The sequence below is a fragment of the Arenimonas sp. genome (assembly GCF_047602345.1).
GTDB lineage: Bacteria > Pseudomonadota > Gammaproteobacteria > Xanthomonadales > Xanthomonadaceae > Arenimonas.
Window position 1 is genome coordinate 1 of sequence record NZ_JASGHN010000003.1, and the last position, 22,115, is coordinate 22,115.

General features: G+C 65.0%; 17 protein-coding genes, 1 tRNA gene and 2 pseudogenes. 16 read left to right on the forward strand and 4 right to left on the reverse strand.

Translation table 11 applies throughout. The features are described from left to right. Positions 1-257: pseudogene (locus QM707_RS00995) on the reverse strand (hypothetical protein); the annotation flags it as partial. Positions 258-475: 218 nt separating this feature from the next. Between QM707_RS00995 and QM707_RS01000 the strand changes: the two are divergent. After that, positions 476-812 (forward strand): annotated as a pseudogene (locus QM707_RS01000) (4a-hydroxytetrahydrobiopterin dehydratase). 35 nt (positions 813-847) lie between these two features. Here the strand turns inward: QM707_RS01000 and QM707_RS01005 are convergent. Next, on the reverse strand, positions 848-1,900 hold the full coding sequence (locus QM707_RS01005) for an RluA family pseudouridine synthase (protein WP_415000012.1): 1,053 nt from the start codon (positions 1,898-1,900) through the stop codon (positions 848-850). A gap of 360 nt (positions 1,901-2,260) precedes the next feature. Here QM707_RS01005 and rne point away from each other — a divergent pair, with 360 nt between their 5' ends. Next, positions 2,261-5,224, forward strand: coding sequence for a ribonuclease E (rne, locus tag QM707_RS01010; RefSeq protein ID WP_415000013.1), 2,964 nt, complete (start codon positions 2,261-2,263; stop codon positions 5,222-5,224). Positions 5,225-5,275: 51 nt separating this feature from the next. Here rne and QM707_RS01015 read toward each other — a convergent pair whose 3' ends face one another. Both QM707_RS01015 and QM707_RS01020 read right to left on the reverse strand, forming a co-directional pair. Further along, entirely contained in the window at positions 5,276-5,914 is a 639-nt protein-coding gene (locus QM707_RS01015; RefSeq protein WP_415000014.1) for a response regulator, read from the reverse strand. 115 nt (positions 5,915-6,029) lie between these two features. Beyond that, entirely contained in the window at positions 6,030-6,539 is a 510-nt protein-coding gene (locus tag QM707_RS01020; protein ID WP_415000015.1) for a YbjN domain-containing protein, read from the reverse strand. Between the two features lie 194 nt (positions 6,540-6,733). Here QM707_RS01020 and QM707_RS01025 point away from each other — a divergent pair. From QM707_RS01025 to QM707_RS01090, 14 genes are all read left to right on the forward strand, one after another. Then, a tRNA-Ser gene (locus QM707_RS01025) sits at positions 6,734-6,823 on the forward strand. Between the two features lie 274 nt (positions 6,824-7,097). Next, positions 7,098-8,540 carry an aldehyde dehydrogenase gene (locus tag QM707_RS01030; RefSeq protein WP_415000016.1) on the forward strand — a complete coding sequence of 481 codons (1,443 nt, stop codon included), beginning with the start codon at positions 7,098-7,100 and terminating at the stop codon, positions 8,538-8,540. 3 nt (positions 8,541-8,543) lie between these two features. Continuing rightward, positions 8,544-9,206, forward strand: coding sequence for a carbonate dehydratase (gene can / locus QM707_RS01035; RefSeq protein ID WP_415000017.1), 663 nt, complete (start codon positions 8,544-8,546; stop codon positions 9,204-9,206). Beyond that, a complete protein-coding gene (locus tag QM707_RS01040; RefSeq protein ID WP_415000018.1) occupies positions 9,203-9,634 on the forward strand; it encodes a RidA family protein in 432 nt (143 codons plus the stop codon). The genes can and QM707_RS01040 overlap by 4 nt, the downstream gene beginning before the upstream one ends. A 1-nt stretch (position 9,635) precedes the next feature. Further along, a complete protein-coding gene (locus QM707_RS01045; RefSeq protein WP_415000019.1) occupies positions 9,636-10,169 on the forward strand; it encodes a 3-hydroxyanthranilate 3,4-dioxygenase in 534 nt (177 codons plus the stop codon). Positions 10,170-10,201: 32 nt separating this feature from the next. Continuing rightward, positions 10,202-11,212, forward strand: coding sequence for an amidohydrolase family protein (locus QM707_RS01050; protein WP_415000020.1), 1,011 nt, complete (start codon positions 10,202-10,204; stop codon positions 11,210-11,212). Positions 11,213-11,258: 46 nt separating this feature from the next. Then, positions 11,259-12,545 carry a kynureninase gene (gene kynU, locus QM707_RS01055; RefSeq protein ID WP_415000021.1) on the forward strand — a complete coding sequence of 429 codons (1,287 nt, stop codon included), beginning with the start codon at positions 11,259-11,261 and terminating at the stop codon, positions 12,543-12,545. 2 nt (positions 12,546-12,547) lie between these two features. Continuing rightward, on the forward strand, positions 12,548-13,597 hold the full coding sequence (locus QM707_RS01060; protein ID WP_415000022.1) for a GGDEF domain-containing protein: 1,050 nt from the start codon (positions 12,548-12,550) through the stop codon (positions 13,595-13,597). Positions 13,598-13,622: 25 nt separating this feature from the next. Next, positions 13,623-14,990, forward strand: a complete 1,368-nt coding sequence (locus tag QM707_RS01065; RefSeq protein ID WP_415000023.1) for an FAD-dependent oxidoreductase — start codon at positions 13,623-13,625, stop codon at positions 14,988-14,990. A gap of 66 nt (positions 14,991-15,056) precedes the next feature. After that, a complete protein-coding gene (locus QM707_RS01070) occupies positions 15,057-17,642 on the forward strand; it encodes an EAL domain-containing protein (RefSeq protein ID WP_415000024.1) in 2,586 nt (861 codons plus the stop codon). A 60-nt stretch (positions 17,643-17,702) separates the two neighbouring features. Then, the gene (gene sbcB, locus QM707_RS01075; RefSeq protein WP_415000025.1) at positions 17,703-19,136 is read left to right on the forward strand and encodes an exodeoxyribonuclease I; all 1,434 of its coding nucleotides are present in this window, start codon (positions 17,703-17,705) and stop codon (positions 19,134-19,136) included. Beyond that, positions 19,133-19,816, forward strand: a complete 684-nt coding sequence (locus QM707_RS01080) for a DUF2461 domain-containing protein (RefSeq protein WP_415000026.1) — start codon at positions 19,133-19,135, stop codon at positions 19,814-19,816. Before sbcB ends, QM707_RS01080 begins: the two co-directional genes overlap by 4 nt. 215 nt (positions 19,817-20,031) lie before the next feature. Next, entirely contained in the window at positions 20,032-20,889 is an 858-nt protein-coding gene (locus QM707_RS01085; RefSeq protein WP_415000027.1) for a hypothetical protein, read from the forward strand. A gap of 9 nt (positions 20,890-20,898) precedes the next feature. Continuing rightward, positions 20,899-22,095: a DUF4785 domain-containing protein gene (locus QM707_RS01090; RefSeq protein WP_415000028.1), complete on the forward strand. Its 1,197-nt coding sequence runs from the start codon at positions 20,899-20,901 to the stop codon at positions 22,093-22,095. Positions 22,096-22,115 lie beyond the last annotated feature (20 nt).

Here is a 22,115-nt window from a genome sequence, read left to right on the forward strand (position 1 = left end):
TGTTCTTGGTTCAAGTACGTATTGCTAAGGTTAATACGGGAAACACGATAGAATCCGAACAGCACCTCGGATTGATTTCGAGATCGACAGCACTGCACACGCTCGATCAGGCTGGCATCGCCCTTGGGAGCTTCGCCCTTGATGCGCGGCGCCTTGATCGTGAGCTGGTTGCCGGTCGGTTCGGCGTGGATGTCGATTTCGGCCCGTCGAGGAATTTCGCACTGGGCGCGTCCACGTAAAGCACGAAACTCTCGCATTGCACTTCCCGCTCGTCGCCCAGCAGATCGCCGTGTTCAGCGAACTCGAGCCGGGCGTCGGCCCGGGGCGTGCCGGGATGCACGGCGGAGATGCGGATGCCGACGGCATCGCCGCCCTGGGTTTGCAGCAGGCGACGAAAATGCGTCTGCGCCGATTCGGAGATGTTGATCATGGCGCTATTCTACGCCGATCGCCCTGCCCGCTTCCGGAGCCCGCCATGTCGTCCCTATTGACCGAACTCGCCTCGCGACATTGCAAGCCGCTGAAAGGCGCCAGAATCGCCTTCCGACCGATCGGGTCGACGGCTACCTAGCCGCGTTCCGGGCCGGGAACTGGCCGACGGCGGCGAGGCCATCGTCAAGACCTTCGCTTTCGACGACTACTGCCGGACCATGGCCTTCGTGAACGCGCTGGCCTTCCTCGCGCACCGGCAGGACCATCACCCCGACCTCGGCGTGCATTACGACCGCTGTGTCGTACGTTATTCGACCCATGATGTCGGCGGCCTGAGCCAGAACGATTTCATCTGCGCGGCGCAAGCGGAACTCCTGTAGTGGTGGGCTTTGGCCCACCACTACAAGCGCATCATCTAACGCAAGGAAAATGGTGGACCAAGGCCCACCCTAGAACCGATCGAGCACGGCCCGCAGATGCGTCCGCCAGCGAGCACATTGATCAGATAGGGTTTCGCGCCGCCGTCGAGCGCGAACTCCATCGACGCGGCATGCAGGAACAGTCGCTTCAGGCCAACCTGCTCGGCCAGGCGTTTGTTCGCCTCGCGATCGCCGTACTTCTCGTCGCCCGCCACCGGATGGCCGAGATGCTGGGCATGCACGCGGATCTGGTGGGTTCTGCCGGTTTCGATGCGTACTTCGCAGAAACTGTGCCCACCACGGCGCTCTATCAGTGTGAAATGGCTGATGGAGGGTTTGCCGCCCTGGTCCACCCGCACCATGCGCTCCCCGCCCTGCAGGACCGACTTCTGCAAGGGCGCTTCCACCGTCATTGTGCCCGAGGGCATCTTGCCCACCAGCAGCGTGAGGTACTTCTTGTTCGGCGCCTCCTCGTCCTCGCCCTCCCGCAGCAGGGCCTGCAGCTCGAGCAAGGCCGAGCGCTTCTTGGCGATGATCAGTACGCCGCTGGTGTCGCGATCGAGCCGGTGCACGAGCTCGAACGGCTCATCGGGTCGCAGGGCACGCAAGCCTTCGATTACGCCGAAACTGACGCCACTGCCCCCATGAACGGCGATGCCGGAGGGCTTGTTCAGGGCGAGGAACAGCCTGTCTTCGTAGACGATGCTGGCCGCCAGCCGATCCAGCATGGCTTTCGGCGGCGGCCGGGTCTCGCCGGGCGCCTCCAGACGGACCGGAGGGATGCGGACCTCATCCCCACCGCTGAGCCGGGAATCGGGCTTGGCCCGCTTTCCATTGATCCGGACCTGTCCGCTGCGCACGATCTTGTAGATGACGCTGCGCGGGGCGCCCTTGAGCTGGCCCAGCAGGAAATTGTCCAGGCGCTGCCCGTCGCGGTCCTCCGGCACCCGGACCTGACGAACTCCGCCCGAAGCGGCCTTGTCGCCCCCGGAGCCGCCGCCTGGAGACGGCCGGTTTCCATCCGGGCCGGGAGTTTTATTTGCCGCCATGGGTGCCCATCCGATACACTAAGTCCGCGAGATAACGTCCTGATTTCGCTGAGTTGCCGGCCGAAAGCCTGCAGCAGCGTTTCCCGACAGGCCGCTGACCACATCCCACGGGGATGTTCATGTTAGCCGGTGTGGCAGGCGGACGGATATCGCCCCGGGCTTCGGTCCGGGACCGAACCTGGAAACGCTCGGCGTTTCCGCGGCCCATTCATCGATACCAATGTTTTAGCGCTCCCGTGGGTTCGCCCAAGGTACTGAAGCGCTGGAAGTTCCCCCAGGGCCGAATGCGCCTGCGCTTCGGTCCGGACAACGGGCGTGGACCCCGGCGTTCCTCGCGGTAGAGCGCGTGAGGAACCTACAATGAAGCGGATGCTTATCAACGCCACGCAGGCGGAAGAACTGCGTGTGGCCATCGTCGACGGCCAGAATCTGTACGACATCGACATCGAACAGCCGTCGAAAGAACAGAAGAAGTCGAATATCTACAAGGGCCGCATCGTCCGGCTCGAACCTTCCCTCGAAGCGGCCTTCGTCGAATACGGCGGCGAGCGCCATGGTTTCCTTCCGCTGAAGGAAATCTCGCGCGACTACTTCGTGCCGGGCGTGAATCCCGACAAGGCGGGCCTGAAGGAAATCCTGCGCGAAGGCCAGGAGGTCGTCGTTCAGGTCGACAAGGAAGAGCGCGGCAACAAGGGCGCGGCCCTGACCACGTTCATCTCGCTGGCCGGCCGCTACATGGTGCTGATGCCGAACTCGCCCACTGCCGGCGGCGTGTCCCGCCGCATCGAGGGCGAGGACCGTCAGGCGCTGAAGGAAGCGATGGACGCGCTGACCATTCCCGACGACATGGGCGTGATCATCCGCACCGCCGGCGTCGGCCGCGACGCCGAAGAACTGCAGTGGGACCTGAACTACCTGCTGCAGGTATGGAAGGCCATCACCGACGCGGCGCTGTCCAAGCCCGCGCCCTTCCTGATCTACCAGGAATCCCGCCTGATCATCCGCGCCCTGCGCGATTACCTGCGTTCGGACGTCGGCGAGATCCTCGTCGATACCGACGCCATGTACGAGGAAGCGCGCGACTTCATGCAGTCGGTGATGCCGCAGCAGCTGCGCAAGCTCAAGCCGTACAAGGATTCGATCCCGCTGTTCAACCGCTTCCAGATCGAATCGCAGATCGAGAACGCCTACGAACGCACCGTACGCCTGCCGTCGGGCGGTTCGATCGTGATGGACCAGACCGAGGCCTTGACCGCAGTCGACGTCAACTCCTCGCGCGCCACCAAGGGCGGCGATATCGAAGAGACGGCGCTGCAGACCAATCTCGAAGCCGCCGAAGAAGTCGCCCGCCAGCTCCGCCTGCGCGACCTCGGCGGCCTGGTGGTGATCGACTTCATCGACATGAATTCGAGCAAGCACCAGCGCCAGGTCGAGGATCGTCTGCATCAGGCGCTCAAGCACGACCGCGCCCGGGTGCAGATCGGCAAGATCTCGCGTTTCGGCCTGCTGGAGATGTCGCGACAGCGCCTGCGCCCGAGCCTGGGCGAGTCCAGCCAGATCGTCTGCCCGCGTTGCGACGGCCATGGCCGCATGCGCAGTGTCGAATCCCTGTCGCTGTCGATCCTGCGCCTCGCCGAAGAGCATGCGATGAAGGAAAACACCGGCCAGGTGCTGGTGCAGGCCCCGAGCGAGATCGCCAACTATCTGCTCAACGAGAAGCGCCGTGCCATCGTCGAGATCGAGCAGCGCCACGATTCTCCGATCCTGATCGTCGCGGACGAACAACTCGAGACGCCGCATTACAACGTCAGTCGCATTCGCGAAGGCGACCTGGGCGAAGAAACGAGCAAGCCGAGTTATCACCGCACGACGCCGCGCAAGCTCGAGATCCACTCGCTGACCAAGGCGCAACTCAACGTGCCGTCGATGCCGGCGGTCACCAACGTCAAGCCGACGCAACCCGCGCCGCTCCGCGAAACACGCGAGGAAGAGCCCGCTCCCGCCGCTGCGCCTGCGCCTGTCGTCGCCGCGACCCCGGCGAAGCCAGGCCTCTTCGCCCGCATGAAGGCGGCGCTGTTCGGTACGCCCGCCATCGAGCCGTCGACGCCGGCGAAGCCCGAGCAACGCGAAGACCGCGGACGCGGCAACGACCGTGGCCGCGATCGCGGTCGCGACAACCGCAACCAGCAACACGGCAATCGGAACCAGGGCAACCGCCAGAACCAGCAGGCCCGCCCACAGCAACAACAACAGCACGGCAAACAACAGCAACAGCAGCAAAAGCCCGAGCGCAGCGAAGAACAGAAACGCCAGGACGAACAGCGCAAGCTGGAGCAGCAGCAGCGCCGCGAAGAGCAACAGCGCAAGGAAGCGGAGCGTCGCGAAGCACAGCGCCAGGAGAATATCCGCCGCGAAGCCGAGCGGCGCGCCGCACGCGAAGCCGAACGCCAGCAGCAGGCGGCGGCCCCGGCCCAGCCCCTCTCGGAAATCGGCGCCGACGAGCCGAAGGCCCTTGATGCGAACGAGGAAATCGTGATCGCCGCAACGGGCGAAGCCAGCGCCGCCAATCCCGCCGAGGCAGTGGCTGGAGAAGGCGGTCGTCGTCGTCGCGGACGCCGCGGCGGACGTCGTCGCCGTCGCCAGCAGGGCGAAGCCGGCGAAGCTGCCGCCGCAGGCGCTGTTGCCGGCCTCGGCGATTTCGACGAAGAAGAACCCGATGACGAGGTGGAGGGCGAGGAAGGCGACCGCACGCTCGGTCAGTCGGACGAACCGCGCTCACCGCCAGCTCCGGTTTTCGCGTCGGCATTGCCCGTCAGTTCCTACGAATCGGACTTCGACGACTTGGGCGAGCCTCCCAGCCCCAAGGCAACCGGGAGTGGTGAAGCATCGATGTCCGCCGTGGAACCCGCTGCGTCCCTGCCGCCTGCCATACATGCAGAGGATGCGATGGAAAGGACGGCAAGTCTGCCGATCGACGATTCGACGGCGACGGCCCCGGCCGCTGAGGTCGAAACCGTCGTCGATGTGGCCTACTTCGCCGACGAAGCCGATCCTTTCCAGCCATTGGATGAACCGAGCGTCATTACCAGCACGCCGACCGTACTGGAACACACGGCGATCCACACTGCACCCGATGCCGCTCCGCCCCCGGCGCAAGCAGCTCAGGCCAGTCTCGATCTGCCGTTGCCGATGGAGCAGGCGACCGTCGACACGACGCCGCTGGACGCACCGATGTCCTACGGTGCGCCCGTGCCTGAATCCGCGAATAGCGAGCCGGGCGAGATCGAGACGGCGGCCGAGGAGCCGCGTCCGCCCCTGATCTGATCGCGATCTTCCGGCACTCCTTCAGAAGGCGCCTTCGGGCGCCTTCTGCTTTCAGTGGGCAAGCGCCGGATCCAGCAACCCGTACTGCCCAGCCAATCGCGCCAGCGCCACGTTGTCCTTGATGCCGAGCTTCTCGAAAAGACGATACTTGTGTGTCGCGACGGTCTTGCTGCTCAGACTGAGACGGCGCGCGATTTCCTCCGCACGCAGTCCCTGGCAAAGCAGCAGGGCAACCTCCAGTTCCCGAGGCGAGAGCAACTCGAATGGCGAGCGCTTGTCGCCGGCCAACGCGAGCTTCTGCGCGATCTCGCCGCCGACATAGCGTTTTCCCCGCGCCGCGTCCCGGATCGCCCGGAACAGCTCCTGCGCATCACAAGCCTTGCCGACATAGCCGCGCGCACCGGCATCGAGCAAACGCTTCGGCATGGGGCCATCTTCCTGCACCGAAACGATGACTACTTTCGACTCCGACCCGCTACGCACCAAGCGTTCGGTAACCTCGAGGCCGCTGATGCCGGGCAAGTGCAGATCGCATAACACGACGTCCGGCTTGAGGCGCCGGATCAGCGGCAGCCCTTCTTCGCCGCTTCCGGCTTCGCCGATCACCTCGAAATCCACCTGCCCTTGCAAGGTCATGCGATAGCCGGTACGCACCAAGGCATGATCGTCGAGTAGGAATATCCGAATCATCGATCTTCCCCGTGTTTGACGCCATGCCAGACTATACAAACCAGCGCCCGTCGCCATGCCGATCTGTCCGAATCCGCAGTAGGGATTTTCTTACCCTACTCCGCCGCGCCAGGTCTCAGGACGAACGCATCGGTTCGCTCTCGGGCTCTTCCGTATCGTCGGGCGAGTCGATGCGCTCCATGAAACGCCCGAGCACTTCCTCCCACACCGCCATCCACTCGGCGAACTGTTCCTTGTCGATGCCGCGTGTCACATCCACATCCATCTGCAGGTAGGGGTCGCCTTCGTCGTCCAGATAGACCGAGCCGTAGCGCATCGTACGGTTCCAGTCGTTGACGTCCTCGAGCGACATGCCTTCTTCCAGATCGAAGCCGGAAAGGAACTGGATGGACGAACAACGATCCTTGGCGCAGTCGTAGAAACGCAGGTTGAAGTTCGCGCCCGCCAGCGCGCTCTCGATCTGCGGATCGCCCTGCTCGTCCTCGCCGAGCTTGGCTCGCACGCCATAGTCCTGCATCGCGGCCACGATATCGGCCACCGGCACCCCCTGTGCTTCCGCGCCCTCGGCGATCGACGCCGGTAACAGTAGCGCCAACGAGAAAATCCAGGCCGCCGTTCGGTTCATCTGGACTCCCAAGGGCGATGTCGGCTCGATGCGAGCATGCCGGCTTTCTGTACAATCCGGCAACTCCGGTTCGCGGCGGGAAGCCGCGAACGCAGATGCGAACCATGGAGAGATGGCCGAGTGGTCGAGGGCGAGGCAGGAGCCGAGCGGCAAGCGCGCCACGGGTGGCTTTGCCCCGGGGCGCTGAAAAAATCGGAGAGATGGCCGAGTGGTTTAAGGCAGCAGTCTTGAAAACTGCCGTAGGTGTGAGCCTACCGTGGGTTCGAATCCCACTCTCTCCGCCAATATTCGCGGCAGGGGCGGCGCTTCCATTTGCCCCATGTCCGCAGGCGCGCTGATTCGACTGATCGGCAGGCCGAAACCCGCTCCTGCGGTTTCGGCATTCCTACCATCCATGGTAGTCAGACTGCCGATCAGCACGGCGCAGCCGCCCCGCAGGGGCGAAGGTCATGGATGGCCTGGGTGAATCCCACCGCTTCCGCCAAACCCGTGCGACAAAGCCACGGTTGAATGCGCCCGAACTGTCCGCGCAGGCCATGCCCGGTTAAGCTTGCACCCATGCTCAGCCTGACTCAGCTCATCGGCGATCGCGCCCTTCCCGCTGCCTCCGGCACTTGGCTGGACGTACACGAACCGGCGACCGCCCGGGTTCACGCACTCTGCCCCGACGGCGACGCCGCCGATGTCGCCAGCGCGGTCGAAGCGGCGCGCTCGGCCTGCTCCGGCTGGTCCTCACTGCCCGGATCGGAACGCGCGCGCTGGATGAATCGGCTCGCCGATGCCCTGGAATCCCGGATCGACGAGTTCGCGCGGGCCGAATCGCGCGACGCCGGGAAACCGCTCGCGCTCGCACGCGATATCGAGATTCCTCGCGCCGTCAGCAACCTGCGTTTTTTCGCCGCGGCGGCAATGCAGTTCGCCAGCGAATCGCACCAGGGGCAGGCCGGCCTGAACTACACATTGCGCCAGCCGCTCGGCGTCGTAGGCTGCATCAGCCCCTGGAACCTGCCGCTATACCTGTTCACCTGGAAGATCGCACCGGCCCTGGCGGCGGGGAACTGCGTCGTCGCCAAGCCCAGCGAAGTGACGCCGGTCACGGCCTGGATGCTGGGTGAACTGGCACGCGAGATCGGCTTCCCGGCTGGCGTGTTGAACATCGTGCATGGCCTCGGCCCCAAGGTCGGCCAGGCTATCGTCGACCATCCTGGCGTCAAGGCGGTGAGTTTCACCGGCAGCACGGCCGTCGGCCAGCGCATCGCCGCCGCGTGCGCGAGCAGTCTGAAGAAGGTCTCGCTGGAGCTAGGCGGCAAGAACCCGACTATCGTGTTCGCCGATGCTCCGCGCCCTGGCCTGTTCGACACGTTGATGCGATCCGCTTTCCAGAACAGCGGGCAGATTTGTCTGTGCGGTTCGCGCATGCTGATCGAACGCCGCATCTACGACGAAGTACGCGACGAACTGGTCGCCAGGGCAAGGCAATTGCGCGTCGGCGATCCCGACGACCCAGCCACGCAACAGGGCCCCCTGGTGTCCCGGGCGCATTGCGACAAAGTCCGCGGTTGCATCGCCACCGCGCGCGACGAAGGCGCCGTCGTGCTTTGCGGCGGCGAAGCGCTGCAGCCACCCGGACGATGCGAAAACGGCTGGTTCATGGCGCCTACCATCATCGAAGGCCTTGGCCCCTACACTCGTACCAACACCGAAGAGATCTTCGGCCCGGTGCTGAGCCTGCAGGCCTTCGACGACGAGGAAGAAGCGCTCACGCTTGCCAATGCCGCCTCCTACGGCCTTTCGGCCAGCGTGTGGACCAGCGACCTGCGCCGCGCGCATCGCGTCGCCGAGCGGCTCGAAGCCGGCATCGTCTGGATCAACACCTGGCTCGAACGCGATCTGCGCACGCCCTTCGGTGGAGTGAAGCAGTCTGGCCTCGGCCGCGAAGGCGGACTGGAAGCCATGCGTTTCTTCACTGAAGCCAAGAACGTCTGCATCAACCTGGGCTGATCCATGAGCGAACTGCGCGAACTGTTGGAGCGAAACCGGGCATGGGCGAAGAAGGTCCGCGAGGAAGATCCGGACTTCTTCAAACGCCTGTCCCAGCTGCAGGCACCGAAGTACTTGTGGATCGGCTGCTCCGACTCACGCGTCCCGGCCAACCAGATCACCGGATTGCAGCCAGGCGAAGTCTTCGTGCACCGGAACATCGCCAACGTCGTCGTGCACACGGACCTGAACTGCCTGAGCACCATCCAGTTCGCCGTCGACGTGCTCAAGGTCGAACACATCCTGGTCGTAGGGCACTATGGTTGCGGCGGCGTGCACGCGGCGCTGACCGGCGCCCGCATCGGGCTGGTGGACAACTGGTTGCGCCATGTCGCGGACGTGGCCCAGAAGCACGCGCCGCTGCTCGCCGAAGCGGGGCTCGAATCGTTGCGGCACGCGCGCCTGTGCGAACTCAATGTGATCGAACAGGTCGCCAACGTCTGCCAGACGACCGTAGTGCAGGACGCCTGGACGCGTGGGCAACCGCTGTCGGTGCACGGTTGGGTCTATAGCCTGCTCGATGGCCGCGTGCGCGAGCTGGGCATGGACGTGGATCGTTCCGAATCCCTCGCCACCGCCTTCGAAACGGCCATCGCCAGAGTCCGCGCGCAAGGAACAACCCCGTGAGCGAAGCCATCCACGCCGGCAACGCGCCCAAGGCCGTCGGTCTCTATCCGCATGCGCGGCGCGTCGGCCGGATGCTGTACCTGTCCGGTATCGGACCGCGCGATGCGCGCAACAACAGCATCCCAGGCAACGTGCACGACGACGATGGCCGATTGATCGGCTACGACATCGTCAAACAATGCCATTCCGTCTTCGCCAATGTGCGTGCCGTGCTGGAAGCCAGCGGCGCCGGCTGGGACGACCTGGTGGACGTCACCGTCTACCTGACCGACATGGCCGCGGATTTCCGCCACTACAACGCCGTCTGGGCCGAGTATTTCCCGGACGCGGAAAAGGCGCCCTGCCGAACCACGCTCGGCATCACGGCCCTGCCTACGCCGATCGCCATCGAACTCAAGTGCCTGGCCGTACTGCCGGAGGGGAAGTGACATGGCGCTGACGCCCGCCTTCAACTTGCAGGCCTGGATCGACGAGCACCGCCACCTGCTCAAGCCGCCGGTCGGCAACAAGTGCATCGTCGATGGCGACTTCATCGTGATGATCGTCGGCGGCCCCAACCAGCGCACCGACTATCACTGGGAAGAAGGCCCGGAGTTCTTCTACCAGCTCGAAGGCGAAGCCGTTCTGCGCCTGCAGGAGGACGGCAAGGTCCGCGACGTGCCGATCAAGGCCGGCGAAATGTTCTACCTGCCGCCGCGGATCCCGCATTCGCCGCAGCGCATGCCCAACTCGGTGGGCCTGGTGATCGAGCGCCGTCGGCTCGCGCACGAAGACGACGGTCTGCTGTGGTTCTGCGAACGCTGCAACCACAAGCTCTACGAAGAATATTTCCACCTCAACAACATCGAGACGGACTTCCCGGCCGTCTTCGAACGCTTCTACCGCTCGCGCGAACACCGTACCTGCAAGCAGTGCGGCCACCTCAATCCCGCGCCGGCGAAGTACGAGTTCCCCGACACCTGACCCCGGCCGGCATGGCCGGCTACAATGCCGCCATGCTCAAGATCGACACCCACGCCCACTACCTGCCCCGCGATTGGCCGGACCTCGCCGCCAAGTACGGCGACAACCGTTTTGCGGTGATCCATCACGGCGACGACGGCCGGCATCGTATTTACAAGGACGGCAAGTTCTTCCGCGAGATCTGGCCCAAGACCTGGGATCCGGAAGAGCGCATCGCCGACTACGCACGCTTCGGCGTGCAGGTCCAGGTGATCAGCACGGTGCCGGTGATGTTCAGCTATTGGGCCAAGCCGCACCATGCGCTGGAACTGCACCAGTCGCTCAACGACCACATGGCCGAAACCTGCCGCACGCACCGACGGCACTACGCCGGCATCGGCACGGTGCCGCTGCAATCGCCCCGCCTGGCCATCCAGGAACTCGAACGCTGCATGGACCAGCTCGACCTGCAGGGCGTGCAGATCGGCTCGCACGTCAACGACTGGAACCTCGACGCACCCGAACTCTTCGAGTTCTTCGAGGCCGCACAGGACCTGAACGCCGCCATCCTGCTGCACCCCTGGGAAATGATGGGCACCGACGACATGCCCAAGTATTGGCTGCCCTGGTTGGTCGGTATGCCGGCCGAACTCTCGCGCGCCGCCTGCTGCCTGATCTTCGGCGGCGTGCTCGAACGCCTGCCGCGCCTGAAGATCTGCTTCGCCCACGGCGGCGGCAGCTTCCCGTACACGATCGGCCGCATCGAACACGGCTTCAACATGCGCCCCGACCTCGTCGCGACGGACAACCCGCGCAACCCGCGCGAATACCTGCCGCGCATGTACTTCGATTCCTGGGTCGCCGATCCGCGCGCGCTGCGCTACCTGATCGATACCGTCGGCGTCAGCCGCACCATGCTGGGTACCGACTATCCTTTCCCGCTCGGCGAACAGGAACCCGGCGCCGGCATCGCGGCGATGGGTCTTTCGCAGGCCGAGCAGGAACGCATCTACCACGGCACCGCACTGGAATGGCTGGGTCTGCCGCTGTCGAGGTTCGCGTGAACGCGCATCCGACCAGAACGCCTCGTTTCCCTTCTTCTGTCACGCCATGACCGACCTTTTTTCCGCCGATCACGCCCAAGGCCTGGACGCCTCCGATCCTCTACGCGCGTTCCGCGACGAATTCCTGATTCCGAAGCATGCGGGCCGCGAACAGTTGTATTTCTGCGGCAATTCACTCGGCCTGCAGCCGAAGGCCGCGCGCCCGGCGCTGATGGACGAACTCGACAACTGGGCCGAACACGGCGTCGAAGGGCATTTCCAGGGGCGCTATCCCTGGATGCCATACCACGCCTTCGTGCGCGACTCGCTGGCCGAATGCGTCGGCGCCTTGCCCTCCGAAGTGGTCGCGATGAACTCGCTGTCGGCGAACTTGCACCTGCTCATGGTGAGTTTCTATCGTCCCACGCGCGACCGCCCCGCCATCCTGATCGAAGCCGGCGCCTTCCCCTCCGACCGTTATGCGGTCGAATCGCAGATCCGCTTTCACGGCTTCGACCCCGCGACCGACCTGATCGAGATCGAAGGCGACGAAGCCGACGGCACCATCTCGCGCGAGGCACTCGAACGCGTCTTGGCCGAACAAGGCCATCGCATCGCGCTCGTATTGTGGCCGGGCGTGCAATATCGGACAGGCCAGGCTTTCGACCTGAAGGAACTGGTCGGCTGGGCGCACAGCCAGGGCGCCGTCATCGGCTTCGACCTGGCCCACGGGGTCGGCAATCTTGCGTTGCAGTTGCACGACAGCGGCGTCGATTTCGCCGTCTGGTGCAGTTACAAATACCTGAACTCCGGCCCGGGCGCGATCGCCGGCGCCTTCGTGCACGAACGGCATGCACGCAGCGACCGTCCGCGCTTCGCCGGCTGGTGGGGCCACGACCAGGCCACGCGTTTCCGCATGGGCCCGCAGTTCGTGCCTACGCCCGGCGCCGATGGCTGGCAGCTCAGCAATCCGCCGATCTTCGCGTTAGCGCCGTTGCGCGTATCGCTGGAGATTTTCCAGCGCGCCGGCATGCAGAACCTGCGGCAGAAGTCCGAGAGACTGACCGGGTACCTGGAAGCGCTGATCCGGCAACGGCTGGGCGATGTGCTGCAGATCGTCACGCCAAAAGAAGCGGCGCGCCGCGGCTGCCAGCTATCGCTGCGCGTGAAGGGCGGCCGGGAGCGCGGACGCGCGCTGTTCGAACACTTGATGTCGCAGGGCATCGTCGGCGACTGGCGCGAACCCGACGTGATCCGTATTTCGCCGACGCCCTTGTACAACCGTTTCGAGGATGTGCGGCTTTTCGTCCTCGCGGTGGAGGCATGGGCCGCAGGCGGGTCGCCGGAGCGCTGAGCATGCTCGATCTCCGGCGTGACTCCTTCAGCCAGCTGCGCGACGTCCTGCGCTGGCGAGTCGCGCTGGTGCTGTCGGTATTGATCTCGGTGTTGATGGTGATCCTCGGGGGCCTCAATACACGGATGGGACTGGCCGATACGGCGCTGCTGGCCTGGGTAGTGCTGGGCATCGCCGTCGTCTGCATCCTTGGCCTGCTGGTCCTGCCCAAAGCGCAGGGCGGCACCTTGTTCTTCCTGTCCATCGCCCTCTTGCTGGTGGTGGTGATGGCCTTCGGCCTGTATCACGGCCGCAACATGCAGCACTGGGCCTACATCTTTCCGCCGGTTCTGATTTTCCTCGTGCGCTCCGGCCCGGCGTTGGCCGGCATGATCGTTTTCGGAGCCTATGCGTCCGCCGTCACGGCATTGTTGCTGCCGGCGATCGAAGTCGTGCGCTTCGCCAGCGGCTACGGCCTGCTGGTCTGTTTCATGTACACCTATGCCTTGCTGCAAGAACGCGCCGCTTCGATGCTGCGCTACCACTCGGATCACGACGCCCTCAGCAATTGCCTGAACCGGCGCACCTTCAACGAAGCGCTGGAGGCCTTGGCTAGCCCGCGCAGCACGGCGCGCAGCTGCACCTTCCTGCTGATCGACATCGATCACTTCAAGTCGATCAACGACCAGCACGGCCATCTGGTCGGCGATCGCATCATCACCCAGGTGGCGGCCGAACTCGGTCGTCTGCTCGACCCCGGCACGCCCCTGTTCCGCTATGGCGGCGAGGAATTCGCCGTGATGCTGGTCGACGCCGGCGACGAGGTCGGGCCTGCATTGGGCGAACGCCTGCGCGCGCATGTCGCTGCCTGCGATTTCCAGGGAGTCCAGGTCACCGTCAGCATAGGCGTCGGGCGCTGGCACGCCGGACAGGGCGGATTGTCCGTCGCGCTGGACCAGGCCGACCAGGCGCTATACGACGCCAAGCGCGGCGGGCGCAATCGCAGCGTCGCCTTCGCTCCTTCCACCGGTGCGACGCGTTCGGATCCATCTCCCGCCGTTTCGCTCCATTGAACCCACTCGTCAGCTAGGACATCGAATGCAGGCTGGTTCGCAGACAATCACCGTCATCGGCGCCGGCCTGGCGGGCGCCTTGCTCGCGACCCTCCTGGCGCAGCGTGGCTGGCAGGTCGAAGTGTTCGAAAAACGCGGCGACCCGCGACGCAAGGGTTACGAGGGCGGTCGCTCGATCAATCTGGCGCTCGCCGAGCGCGGTCTGCATGGATTGCGCCAGGCCGGTCTCACCGATGAAGTGATGGCGCAGGCCGTGATGATGCGCGGCCGCATGGTGCATCCGCTCGACGGCCCGACGCAGTTGCTGCGCTATGGCAAGGACGATTCCGAGGTCATCTGGTCCGTGCATCGTGGCCGTCTCAACATCGCCCTGCTCGACGCCGCCGAAGCTGTGGGCGCCCGCCTGCGTTTCGACGCACGCTTGGAAGCGGTGGATTTCGACGCCCGGCGTTTCACCGTCGTCGACGAATCCGGCGAGCGTCGCGAAGAACACGCGTTCTCCGTTCTGCTCGGCGCCGATGGCGCCGGTTCGGGACTACGGCATGCAATGAATAGCGTGGTCGCCATCAACGAGCGTTTCGAACCGCTCGGCCATGGCTACAAGGAACTTGAGATCCCGCCGGCGGCCGACGGCGGATTCCGCATCGAGCCCAATGCGCTGCATATCTGGCCGCGTGGCGGCTACATGTGCATCGCCTTGCCCAATACCGAGAAGACTTTCACCGTCACTTTGTTCCTGCCTTACGAGGGCGAAGCCCCGAGTTTCGCCACGCTGCCAGATGTCGGCGCCGCCCATGCGTTCTTCGCCAGCGATTTTCCCGACGCCCTGCCCCTGATCCCTGAGTTCGATGCGGACTGGTCGAACAACCCGACCAGCGGGCTCGGCACCCTCTACCTCGATGCCTGGCGCCTCGATGGACGCGCCGTGTTGCTGGGGGATGCTGCGCACGCGATGGTGCCCTTCCACGGCCAGGGCATGAACTGCGCCTTCGAGGACTGCCTCGCACTGGTGCGCCACATCGAAAACGCCGCCGGCTGGGACGAAGCCTTCGCCGGCTTCGAAGCCGAGCGTCGTCCCAATGCCGCCGCCATCCAGGCGATGGCGCTGGAGAACTACATCGAGATGCGCGACCGGGTCGACGATCCGGATTTCCTGCTTCAGCGGCAACTCGAGCGCGTACTGGCCGAACGCCATCCAGGCCTGTTCGTTCCGCGCTACTCCATGGTCAGTTTCATGCGGGTGCCCTACGCGACGGCTCTGGAGCGTGGCCGAACCCAACGGGCCTTGCTGGCCGAGAGCACAGCCGGTTGTCGCAACCTCGATGAGATCGATCTGGGCGCGGCCGACGCCCGGGTGCGTGCCCGCCTGACGCCACTGCCGGAAGAAGCCTGAGGGCCGGGACTTGGCGGCATCGGGCCGGGGGAGTAGCCTGAACCGTTCCTGACCCTGGAACCGCGCGTGAAACCCGTCCTGCTCGCCGAGGCTTCCCAGACGCGCCGACGCGCCCTGTCGGCCTTGCTGGCACAACACGGATTCGGCGTCACGGCGGTGGCCTCGCTGGGAGAGGCCTACGCCTATCTGCAGCGCATGAACCTCAGCACGGTGAACGTCGAGGCGGTGCTTTTCGGTTGGCCGGACTACACCGACGGGTCGGCCGAAGATGTGTTCGGCTTGCTGCACAGCGATCGCTTCGAACACTTGCCCGTACTCGTGCTCGCGGACACCAACGACTCCGCAGCGGTCAACTGGCGCATGACGCGCCCGCGCAGCGCGCTCCTGCTCTGGAGCGACTACATGGAAACCGGCGCGGCGCTCGAACAGCTGCTGCTGCCGACCGCACCCACCGGGAACCTGAGCCTGGGCGTCGGCGGTCCCGCCTTGCGCGTGCTCTTCGTCGACGACTCGGCCACCATCCGTGCCGGCTACTCCAAGCTCCTGCAGCGGCAAGGCTATATCGTCGAGATCGCCAGCAGCGTGGCCGAGGGCCTGCAGAAAGCGCAGAAACACTCGTTCGACATCGCCATCATCGACTACCTGATGCCGGAACAGAACGGCACCGCGCTCATTTCGGCGTTGCGCAACAACCCCGACACCGCGCACATCCTCTGCGCGACGATCACCGGTACTTATTCCGACGCCGTCATCCACGAGTCCCTGTCCTGCGGCGCCGTGGAGTGCCTATTCAAGAGCGAGGCCAAGGACCTGGTGCTGGCGCGCATCGCTTCGCTGGCACGCACGATCATCGATGCCAAGGCGATCGACCATGAGCGTCGACGCCTGCAGGGCATCCTGTCGTCGGTGGGCGATGGCGTGTACGGTGTCGCGCCGGACGGCACGATCCAGTTCGTCAATCCGGCCGCGCTCGACCTGTTGCACTACTCGCGCGCCGAAGATCTTGTCGGTCGCAACGCCTTCGAAGCTTTCCATCATTCGAACGAGGATGGTTCGCCCGCCACGCGCGCCACTTCCTACCTCAACCAGTGTTACGCCAACGGCAGCGACATCACCGCCTGGCAAACCGTGTTCTGGACCGCGCACCGGCGCAGCATCCCGGTCGAGTGTACGGTGCACCCCTTGCGCGAGGACGGCGAGCGCACCGGTTCGGTCGTCGCTTTCCGCGACATCTCGGCGCGGCGCCGGCTGGAAGACGAACTGCGCTGGCAGGCCGAACACGATGGCCTGACCAAACTCAACAACCGCACGTGGTTCGAATCCCAGCTCGAACAGGAAATCGGCCGGCTGCGCCGCACTGGCCAGACTTCGCTGCTGCTGTTCATCGATCTCGACCGCTTCAAGTACATCAACGACACCGCCGGCCATACCGCCGGCGATCGCCTGCTGGTCGAAGTCAGCCAGCGCCTGAAGTCGCGCCTTCGCGGCAGCGACTACCTGGCGCGCATGGGCGGCGACGAGTTCGCGGTCCTGTTGACCAATGTCTCGGCGAACGACCTGCCGACGCTGGCCGATGGCTTCCGTCGCGTACTCACGGCCACGCCCTTCACTTACGGCGGCAAGAACTATCGCATCACTCTGTCGGTCGGCGCCGCCAAACTCGATCGCGATACCGGTTCGCTCAATGACGCGATGGCGCATGCGGACATCGCCTGCCATATCGCCAAGAACGCCGGTCGCAACCAGACGCACCTGTACACGCCCGCTTCCGGTCGCCAGGCGGCGATGGATGTCGACCTGGGCTGGTCCGTGCGCCTGGAAGAAGCCCTGCGAACCGATCGCTTCGTGCTCTGCTATCAACCGATCGTGCCCTTGAAAGGCGTCGATCGCGAGCTGGCGACCGGCAATACGCGCGACCTGTGGCTACGCCAGCTCGAGCGCAACGCCGACAGCGATGCCCTGTTCGAAGTCCTGCTGCGCCTGCGCGGCAACCAGGGCGAGCTGATTTCCCCCGGCGCCTTCCTGCCGGCGGCGGAACGCTTCGGCATGATGCCGGACATCGATCGCTGGACGATCGACAACGCACTGAAGGCGATGCGCGAAGTGCGCCATAGCCCGCGTCCCTTCGCGCTGACCATCAACGTTTCCGGCCAGACCTTCGAAAAGGGCGATCTGCCGGCCTACGTGACCAGCAAGATCGTCGAGTACGACATCAATCCGACCCAGTTGGTGTTCGAAATCACCGAATCGCATTCGATCGGCGATCTGGAAAATGCGCAACGGCAGTTGCATGAGCTACGCCAGCTCGGCTGCCAGATCGCCGTGGACGATTTCGGCACCGGCTTCTCGACCTTCGCCTACCTGAAGCAGCTGGAAGCCGACATCCTGAAGATTGACGGTTCGCTGATCCAGGGCCTGCCGGACGATCCGCTGGACCGCACCGTGATCGCGGCACTGACCTCGATCGCCGAAACGGCGAACAAGCGCACGATCGCGGAATGCGTCGAAGACCCTGCCGTGCTGAACTGCCTGTACGAATGCGGCGTCGACTACGTGCAGGGTTATGCGATCGGCATGCCGCGCCTGCACCTGTCCTTGGCCCTCTCGGCGGCCGATCCGCACCTGCCCGATGCCCTGCCCGCCGCCGGCTGAGGCATCGATCGCGCCCATCTGCGAGAATCCCGGCACAACCTTTCCGCACGCGAGTCAGGGATGACCGCCAGTTTCCTCTGGTACGACCTAGAAACCTTCGGCCGCGATCCGCGGCGTACGCGTATCGCGCAATTCGCAGCGATCCGTACCGATGCGGAGCTGCGCCAGATCGGCGAACCGATCTCGATCTTCTGCCGGCCCGCCGACGACCTGCTGCCCTCGCCCGAAGCGGTGCTGATCACCGGCATCGCGCCGCAGCAGGCCGAGCGCGATGGATTGCCGGAAGCGGAGTTCTTCGCGCAACTGCAGGAGGAGTTGACCGTCTCCGACACCTGCGCGGTCGGTTACAACTCGCTGCGTTTCGACGACGAATTCCTGCGCTTCGGTCTGTACCGCAATTTCCACGATCCGTACGAACGCGAGTGGCGAAACGGCAATTCGCGCTGGGATCTTCTCGACGTGATGCGCCTGGCCGAGGCCTTGCGCCCGGACGGCATCCAGTGGCCCACCCATGAAGACGGCGCACCGAGCTTCAAGCTGGAACAGCTCGCGGAGGCGAATGGCGTGCGCGAGGGCCAGGCACACGAAGCCCTGTCCGACGTGCGAGCCCTGATCGGCATGGCGCGGCTGTTCCGTACCGCCCAGCCCAGACTCTGGGACTACGCGTTGAAAGCGCGCGACAAGCGCCATGCGACGCAACTGCTCGATCCGCTGGCGATGCGCCCGGTGCTGCATGTCTCCGGGCGCTACCCGGCTTCGCGGCATTGCAGCGCCTTGGTTCTGCCGCTGGCGAGGCATCCGAAGATCGACAGCCGCAGCATCGTTTTCGACCTCGATGCCGATCCGACCGAACTGCTGGAACTCGAGGCAGCGGACATCGCCGGCCGCATCTACACGCCGACGGCCGATCTGCCCGAGGGCGTGGCGCGCATTCCGTTGAAGGAAGTGCATGCCAACCGCTGCCCGATCCTGATTCCGCTGGAACACCTGCGAGGCGCCGACTACGACCGGCTCGGCATCGACCGCGAGCGCTGCGAAGCGCATGCCGAGCGCCTGCGCGCTGCGCCGGCGCTGGCGGAGAAGGTCCGGCGCGTGTTCGCCAAGGAAGCGGCGCGGGCACCCACCGACGCCGACGCCGCGCTCTACGATGGTTTCGTACCCGATGCCGACCGTCGCCTGTTCGCGAAAGTTCGTAGCGCAACGCCTTCGGCACTCGCCTCCATCGCGAAGGACTTCGCCGATCCGCGCTACCCGGAACTGCTGTTCCGGTATCGCGCCCGGAATTACCCCGACAGCCTGGACGCCGACGAGCGCTGGCGCTGGAACGACTACCGACGCAAGCGCCTGTCCGAAGGCTCCGAACTGTCGGAACTCGGGTTCACGTCGTATTACGAACGCATCGCTACGCTGCGCGCAACGCATGCCGAAGGCCCGCCGCAGGCGCTGCTGGACAGCCTGGAGGCCTGGGGACGAAGGATCGAGGAGACGCTATGAGCCAGTATTTCACCGACAAAACCTTCAAGTTCCTGCGCAGCCTGGCGCGCAACAACGAGCGCGAATGGTTCCAGGCGCACAAGGACGATTACGAGCAGCACCTGAAGCTGCCCTTCCAGCGCCTGATCGCCGATCTGCAGCCCGACTTGCTGGCCGTCAGCGAGCACTACCGCGCCGACCCGAAAGGTGTCGGCGGTTCCCTGTTCCGCATCCACCGCGATACGCGCTTCTCGAACGACAAGACGCCGTACAAGCCCTGGGGTGGCGCGCGCTTCTTCCATGCACGCAGCAAGCAGGTCGAAGCGCCGTCCTTCTACCTGCACGTGCAGCCCGGCAACTGTTTCGTCGGCGCCGGCGTCTGGCATCCGGAACCCGATACGCAGAGGAAGATTCGCCAATTCCTGATCGACAACCCGGGCAGTTGGAAGGCCGCCGTGCGCTCGCCCGCCTTCAAGCGCCGCTACGAGATGGATGGCGACAGCCTCAGCCGCCCGCCGCGCGGGTTTCCGGCGGATCACGAATTGATCGACGACATCAAACGCAAGGACTTCGTAGCGACCGCAGCCCTGGAAGATGCGGTGGTGCTCGGGCCCAGGCTGCGCCAGGCCTTGGCCGGGCATTTCCAGGGCTTGGCGCCATTGGTTGACTATCTATGCGCCGCACTTGATCTTGAGTTTTAGGCCTGCATTCAACTAGTTGAGAAGTTTTCCTCACGGTACTTTCAAGGTTTCTGCCGCGCCGCAGCTCCCGCGACGCAGCATCGAAATGTGTTGACCGTCACATACCGATCCGTATAGTCAGGCGCCATACGCTGGCGAAGGGAAGTGCCGGCGACATCCGGGTCGGGGGCACAGGACGAGGCCCCACCCCGCATCGCTTTCCGGGGAGGGAAAACGTGCGCTATCTACTTCTGGCTGCCTTGGCGGCCCTGTCCAACCTGTGCCACGCGCAGGTCACCGGCGTCGCCTTCGTGCATGGCACGGGCTCGCAAACCAACGCTTATGCGGACTACTGGAAACCGGCTTTCGTCGACAACGTGCGCGGCGGCCTGACCACGCCCGCCAACTATGTCGTGATCAATTGCGACTTCACCCAGTACATGTGGGACAGCCGCGCCTCGGGCTGCCTGGCGACGCAACTGACCAACTTCATCAACGCCAAGGGCATCACCCGACTGATCGTCATCACCCATTCGAACGGCGGCAACGTCGTGCGCTGGATCATGTCGAACCCGACCTACGACAGCCGCTACCCGAACATCATCAGCAAGATCGTTCGCGTGAACGCGTTGGCACCCTCGTCTGCCGGTACGCCGCTGGCTGACGCGGTGCTGGCCGGCAATGTCTTCGAAACCTCGCTCGGCTGGCTGCTCGGCTACCAGAACGATGCCGTGCGCCAGCAACAGGTCAGCTGGATGGCGCAATACAACGCGCAGAACCTGTACGGCACCAGCGGGCGTCCGGCCTTGCCCAAGACCTTCCGCAGCGTCGTCGGCACCGACGTCGACTCCGCGATCTGGGACTCGGACTCCTACTGCGGCGGCTATGCCGAGAACGTCGGCCTCGAAACCACGCAGTGGTGGCTGAACTCCTGCTCGGACGGATTCCTGAACTGCACTAGTCAGTCCGCAGCCGGCACGGTCTGGTTCCAGGACAAGACGCGCATGGCAGGCGCCGAACCCTTGTCGCACAACCAGAGCCGCCGCGCCTGCTTCGGCCTGGACACCATTCTTCGCGCCGACATGAAGAGCTGAGGACAGACCATGAACAAGACCCTGATCTTCGCTTTGATTGCTGCATCACTCACATCCCAGGCCTACGCGGCGAACTGGTTGCCGGCCAACGGCAACGACCTGGTCGCGCAGCGCGCTCTTGCCCTGCCGGTGCCGGCCGGCGATTTCGAACGCAAGCCGGTCCATTTCGCCTGGGGACTGGATCCGCACGCCGAGCTTCGCAATGCCGAGCGATTCACCGCCGAAAGCCGCGAATACTGGATGCAGGCCGACGCCGGGGAATTGCGGCGCGGGCTCGATATCGAGACCACGTCGCCCGGCGCCTTGATCCGCCTGAGCCCTGCCGACCACCAGGCCCGTGTCGATCTTTCGATGGTGCGCCTGTCGCGCGGCGGCGAAGCGATCGATGCGCGCAAGGCCTTCGCGCAGTCGGCCGGCGAATCGCAGTTGCGCGAAGCCGGCATGGACGTCAGCGCCGGCACCGCCGTGCTGCGCCTGGAACCCGCGCTCGGCCAGGGCCGTTTCCGCCTGCAGCTCGATCAGGCACGCGGTCGCTACCTCGTGCACGTGTACGAGCCCGATAGCCCCTATCGACTCGATGCTCGCGCCAACCGCGCCAATCTGCTGGCCGGCAATCGGCTCGAGGTCACCGTGGCGATGCGCAAGGCAGACCGCCCGATCGCAACCGCCGAACTTCAGGGGCAGTTGATTTCACCGGCGGGCGCGAACTACGAACTGCGCGTGACGCGTGCGCCTGACGGTTCCTATTCGGCCAGCGCGACCGTGCCGGACGAAGCCCGTAGCGCGCCAGGCCTTTGGGAAGTGCAGCTACTGGCCGGCAGTGTGGAAGGAGGACGACGCATCCAGCGCGACGTGCGTACTGCCGTGGCGATCGCGCAGCCCACGGCGAAGCTCGCCAACGGTTACAGCTTCGACAGCGCGAGCCTGCGCTTGACCGTGCCGCTGCAGGTGGGTTCGACCGGACGCTATCAAGTCGGCGCTACCCTCTACGCCACCGGCAGCGACGGCATCGCCCGCCCGGTATCGCAGGCGCATGGCGCCGCCTGGCTGGACGCCGGTTCGCGTCAGTTGAGCCTGGCCTTCGATCGCGCGCATGTCCCGGGCGGCTATGGCGCCCCGTACGAGGTGCGTTTCCTTGAACTCAAGGACCAGACGCGCCTGGGCACGCTAGAAACGCGCGAACGGGCCGCTCGCATCGCCGACTGATTCGCGCGGCGCGGAAACAA